Genomic DNA, 5922 nt, shown 5'->3' on the forward strand with positions numbered 1-5922 from the left:
CTCCGGCGGATGCGACGCGTCCAGCGGCACGTACGCGGCGCCCACTTTGAGGATCGCCAGCTCCGCCACCACCAGTTCCACCGAGCGCGGCATCAGCACCGCCACCCGCGTGTCCGGACCCACGCCGCGCGACCTCAGCCGAAGCGCCAGCCGATTGGCCCGCGCGTCAAGCTCCGCGTAGGCGAGCGAGCGCTCTCCGGAGACGACCGCCACCGCGTCCGGCGTCCGCTCCGCCTGCGCCCTGAACAGCTCGTGGACCGACGCGCCACGCGGATACGGCGCATGGGTGGCGTTCCACTCCTCCAGGAGCTGCCGACGCTCGGTCTCGGGCAGCACGTCCAGCCGCTCCACGCTCCGGCCGTCGTCCGCCGCCATCTCCTCCAGCACGCACCGGAGATAGCCGGCGTAGCGCTCGACGGTGGCCCGCTCGAAGAGCGAGGTGGCGTACTCCACCGCCCCGACGATCCGGCCGCCCCGCTCGGAGAGGGTGAGGGAGATGTCGAACTTCGCCGTCGCCTGCGCGGCGCCCGGCACGGGCGCCAGCTCCAGCCCCGGCAGCTCCAGGCGCGGCCGCGGTGCGTTCTGCCAGGCGAACATCGCCTGGAAGAGCGGCGTGTGCGCCAGGCTGCGCGCCGGCTGCAGCAGCTCCACCACCTGCTCGAAGGGGATGTCCTGGTTCTGCTGCGCCCCGAGCGCGCGCGCCTTCACCCGCCCCAGCAGCTCCGCCACCGTGGGCGCACCCGCGAGGTCCACGCGCACGGCCAGGGTGTTGACGAAGAAGCCGATCAGCCCCTCGATCTCCCGCCGCCCGCGGTTGGCCGTGGGCGTGCCGATCACCACGTCGTCCTGCCCCGACAGCCGGCCGAGCACGGTGGCCCACCCGGCGAGCAGCGTCATGAACAGCGTGGTCCCGTGCCGGCGGCCGAGCGCCCTGAGCCCCGCCGTCAGCTCCTCGTCCAGCTCCAGGGCGACCGTGGCCCCGGCGTGGTCCTGCCGCGCGGGACGCGGGTGGTCGGTGGGCAGCTCCAGCAGCTCGGGGGCGCCGGCGAGCGCATGCGTCCAGTAGTCCGCCTGCCGCTGGAGAACCTCGCCGTCCACCCAGCGCCGCTGCCATGCCGCGTAGTCCGCGTACTGCACCGCGAGCGGCGGCAGCGGGTCTTTCCCGCCGCGCCGGTAGGCGGCGTACAGCGCGCCGAGTTCGTCCACCAGCACGCCCATCGACCACGCGTCGGAGACGATGTGGTGCATGGTGACGAGCAACACGTGGTCGTCGGCCGCGAGCCGCACCAGGCGGCCGCGCACGAGCGGACCCCGGCCGACGTCGAACGGCGCGCCCGCCTCTTCGGCCACCAGGCGGCGCAGCTCGGCGTCCCGGTCGGCGCGCCCGGCCAGGTCGTGCTCCAGCAGGGGGAAGACGCTCTCCCCGGCCGGCGCGACGTGCTGCACGGGCTCCCCGTCCACCGGGGGGAAGGTGGTGCGCAGCGCCTCGTGCCGCGCCACGATCCGGTCCAGCGCGCGCGAGAGCGCCTCGCGGTCCAGCTCGCCCCGCAGCCGCAGCCGCAGCGGGATGTGGTAGGCGGCTCCCGCGCCCCCCAGCTGCTCCAGGAACCAGAGCCGCTGCTGCGCGAACGACGGCGCCAGGCGCCCCGCGCGGTCCACCGGCTCGATCGCCGGGAGCTCCGCCCGCGCCGCCGCCTCGAGCCCCCGCGCGAAGTCCGCCAGCACCGGCCGCTCGAACACCGCGCCCAGCGCCGCCTCGACGCCCAGCGCCTCGCGCACGCGCGAGACCACCCGCACCGCCAGGAGCGAGTGCCCGCCCAGCTCGAAGAAGTGGTCGCGGCGCCCCACCCGCTCCACCCCCAGCACCTCCGCCCAGATCTCCGCCAGCGCGGTCTCGACCTCGCCCACCGGCGCCTCGTATGCGCGCGATGCGTACGCGCCGCCCTCCGGCGCCGGCAGCGCCCGGCGGTCCACCTTCCCGCTCGGGCTCAGCGGCAGCGCCTCCAAGCGTACGTACGCCGCCGGCACCATGTGCTCCGGCAGCCGCTCCGCCAGGTGCGCCCGCAGCGCCTCCGCCTCCACCGCCTCGCCCGTGTAGTACGCCACCAGGCGCTTCTCGCCGGGGCCGTCCCCGCGCGCCAGCACCACCCCTTCGCGCACCGCCGGGTGCTCCAGCAGCCGCGCCTCCACCTCGCCCGGCTCCACCCGGAAGCCGCGCACCTTCACCTGGAAGTCCTTCCGCCCCAGGAACTCCACCGTGCCGTCCGCGCGCCACCGGGCCAGGTCCCCCGTCCGGTACAGCCGGGCCCCCGGTTCGCCGCCGAACGGGTCCGCCACGAAGCGCTCCGCCGTCAGCCCCGGGCGGCCCAGGTACCCCCGCGCCACCCCCGCGCCCCCGACGCACAGCTCCCCGGCCACCCCCACCGGCGCCGGCTCGCCCGCCTCGTCCAGCACGTAGACGCGCGCGTTGGCGATCGGACGCCCGATGCCGGGCTCGCCCGCCGCGCCGGTCCGGCACTCCTGCACCGTGGCCCAGACGGTCGCCTCCGTGGGCCCGTAGGCGTTGAAGAGCCGCCGGCCCGGCGCCCACCGCTCCACCAGGGCCTGCGTCACCACGTCGCCCGCCAGCACCAGCGTGCACACCGCGCCCAGCTTCGCCCCCTCGGGGAGCGGCCCCAGCACGGCCGGCGGCAGCGTGGCGTGGGTGATCGCCTCGCCGGCCAGCGTGCGCAGCAGCGCTTCGCCGGCCAGCACCTCGCCCGCGGGCGGCAGGTGCAGGGCGGCGCCCCGGCACAGCGCCATCACCATCTCGAACGCGCAGGCGTCGAAGCTGAACGAGGCGAACTGCAGCACCCGGCTCCCCGGCCCCGCCGCGAAGGGCTCCTGCGCCGCCGCCAGGTTGCACACGCCCCGGTGCTCGACCATCACCCCCTTGGGCCGGCCGGTCGAGCCCGAGGTGTAGATCACGTACGCCAGGTGGCGCGGCGTCAGCCCGCCGCGCCCGGGGTTCGTCTCCGGGTGCTCGGCCCAGGCGGAGGCGTCGGAGTCGAGAGAAAGCACGGGGACGTCCGCCCCGGCGAAGCGCTCCGCCAGGGAAGACCGGGTGAGCAGGATCGCCGGGGCGCTGTCGGCCAGCATGTAGCGCAGCCGCTCTTCCGGGTACCCGGGGTCCAGCGGCACGTAGGCGGCGCCCGCCTTGAGCACCCCCAGCACGGCCACGACCATCTCCGGGCCGCGCTCCACGCACAGCCCCACCCGCGCGTCGGGGCCCACGCCGCGCCCCTGGAGATGGTGCGCCAGCCGGTTCGCGCGCCGGTTCAGCTCGGCGTAGGAGAGCGTCTCGCCCGCGAACGAGACCGCCACCGCGTCCGGCGCCCGCTCCACCTGCGCCTCGAACAGCTCGTGCACGCACGCTTCGCGCGGGTACGCGGCTTCCGTCGCGTTCCACTCCTCCACCACCCGCCGCCGCTCGGACTCCGGGAGCACGTCCACGCCGGCGAGCGCGCGCTCCGGCGCCGTCTCCAGCGCCTCCACCACCCCCTCCAGCGCCCGGTGCATCATCGCGCACACCCGCTCCGGGCCCACCGACGCCGGCGCCTGCGCCGTCAGGGCGAACCCCTCGCGGAGGTCGTCGACCGAGAGCGTCACCGGGTAGTTCGTCCGCTCTTCGCCGTGGATCTCGCGCGCCCCGCCCGCCTCCGGCGCGGCGGACGCACCCCCGCCGCCGCTGTGCCGGTAGTTGAGCAGCGCGGTGAAGAGCGGCGCCGGCGCGGCTACGCCGCTGCACCGCTGCGCCAGCGCCAGCGAGGCGTGCTCGTGCCGCAGCAGCTCCGCCAGCTGCCGGTGCGCCGCGCGCACGCTGGCCTCCACGCCCTCCTCGCCCACCCGAATCCGCACCGGGAGCGTGTTGATGAACGGCCCCGGCGCCCGGGCCGCTCCCTCGCCTCCGCTCATCCGCCCGAAGAGCACGGTCCCGAACACCACGTCCCCGCGTCCCGACGTCCGCGCCAGGACCCCGGCCCACGCCACGTGGCACACGGCGGCCGCGCTCACCCCCAGCGTCCGCGCGCGCTCGCGCAGCCGCGCCGCCAGCGCGGCGTCCATCGCCCGCCGCGCGCCGGCGATCCGCGACCCGTCGCCCCACACGTCCAGCAGGCCGAACGGCGCCGTGGGCTCGTCCACGTCGCCCAGCAGCGCCCGGAAGTACGCCTCGTGCTCGGCGCGGCTCACCCCCAGGCGCGCCCGGGCCACGAAGTCGCGGAACGGCGGCGGCGCCGGGAGCGCGTCCGCGCACCCCGCCAGGTGCGCCCGGATCTCCTCGTCGACCACGTCCTGCGTCACGTGGTCGCCGATCAGGTGGTGCAGGTGCCGCAGCAGGAGCCAGCGCTCCCGGGCCGCGTCGCGCGCGGCGTAGACCCGCATCAGCGGCGCGCGGCGCACGTCCAGCCGGTGGCGCCGGGGATCGAGCCGCGTCCACAGCTGCCTGGCCGCGTCGCCCGCGGCGGGGTCCAGCTCCACCTCCTCCACCTCCAGCCGCGCCTGCCGCCACACCACCTGCACCGGCTCGGGGAGGCCTTCCCACGTCACCGAGGTGCGCAGGATGTCGTGGCGGGCGATCACCGCCCGCAGCGCGGCCACGTACGCGTCCAGGCGCTCGCGGCCGTCGAAGGCGGCCACGCTCGTCAGCAGGTACGGATCGCCTTCCGCCGCCAGCAGGTGGTGGAAGAGGATCCCTTCCTGCAGCGGCGCCAGCGGATAGACGTCCTGCACGTTCGCCGCGCCGCCCTCCACCCCCGCCGCGATCCGGTCCAGCTGCGCCTGGCTCAGCTCCAGCAGCGGCGCCCGGCCGGCGGACGAGGCGGGAGCGTATTCCCCGGACCGCACCACGTTCAGGAGCGCCTGCTTGTTCTCGCGCAGGAGCCCGAGCAGCGCCGGGTCCAGCGCCCGGCTCCGGGTGCGGACGACCAGCTCGTCGGCGTCCGCGGCGAGCTCGACCTTCTCCTCGGCGAGCCGGACCAGGAGCTCCCGGATCGTCACAGGCGGATCTCCCGGACGAGCTCGGTGACCGCCGCGAGCCCCGCCAGCGTGGGCGCGGTGAACAGCGCGCCGACCTCCGCGTGCAGGTCTCGCCGGCGCATCCGCTCGATCAGCCGCAGCGCCAGGAGCGAGTGTCCGCCCAGCTCGAAGAAGTTGTCGCGGCGGCCCACCCGCTCCACCCCCAGCACCTCCGCCCAGACCTCCGCCAGCGCCTCCTCGATCTCCCCGACCGGCGCCTCGTACGCGCGCGCCGCGTAGGCGTCCCCCTCCGGCGCCGGGAGCGCCCGGCGGTCCACCTTCCCGTTCGGCGTCAGCGGCAGCGCCTCCAGGCGCACGTACGCCGCCGGCACCATGTGCTCCGGCAGGCGCTCCGCCAGGTGCGCCCGCAGCGCGTCCGCCCCGGCGTCCGCGCCCACGCAGTACGCCACCAGCCGCTTCTCGCCGGGTCCGTCCTCGCGCGCCACCACCACCGCCTCGCGCACGCCCGGGTGCTCCAGCAGCCGCGCCTCGATCTCCCGCGGCTCGATGCGGAAGCCCCGCACCTTCACCTGGAAGTCGGTCCGCCCCACGAACTCCAGCGCGCCGTCGCCGCGCCGGCGCACCAGGTCGCCCGTGCGGTAGAGGCGCGCGCCCGGCTCCGCGCCGAACGGGTCGGCCACGAAGCGCTCCGCCGTCAGCTCCGGCCGGTCCAGGTAGCCCAGCGCCACGCCCGCGCCGCCCACGTACAGCTCGCCGACCACGCCCACGGGCACCGGCTCGCCCGCCCGGTCCAGCACGTAGGCGCGCGTGTTCGCCTTCGGCCGCCCGATCGGCACGCCCGGCGCGCTCTCCGCGACGTCCTCCTCCGCCACCGGGTGGGCGAGGGAGAACGTCGTCGTCTCCGTC

General features: G+C 76.5%; 2 protein-coding genes. Both read right to left on the minus strand.

What is annotated here, in order from left to right; all coding sequences use genetic code 11:
* A partial coding sequence (locus VF746_22835) for an amino acid adenylation domain-containing protein (protein HEX8695266.1) occupies positions 1–5037 on the minus strand: 5037 nt, incomplete at its 3' end.
* A partial coding sequence (locus VF746_22840; GenBank protein HEX8695267.1) for a phosphopantetheine-binding protein occupies positions 5034–5922 on the minus strand: 889 nt, incomplete at its 5' end. The genes VF746_22835 and VF746_22840, both read right to left, overlap by 4 nt.

The sequence above is a fragment of the Longimicrobium sp. genome, from assembly GCA_036389795.1.
Lineage (GTDB): Bacteria > Gemmatimonadota > Gemmatimonadetes > Longimicrobiales > Longimicrobiaceae > Longimicrobium.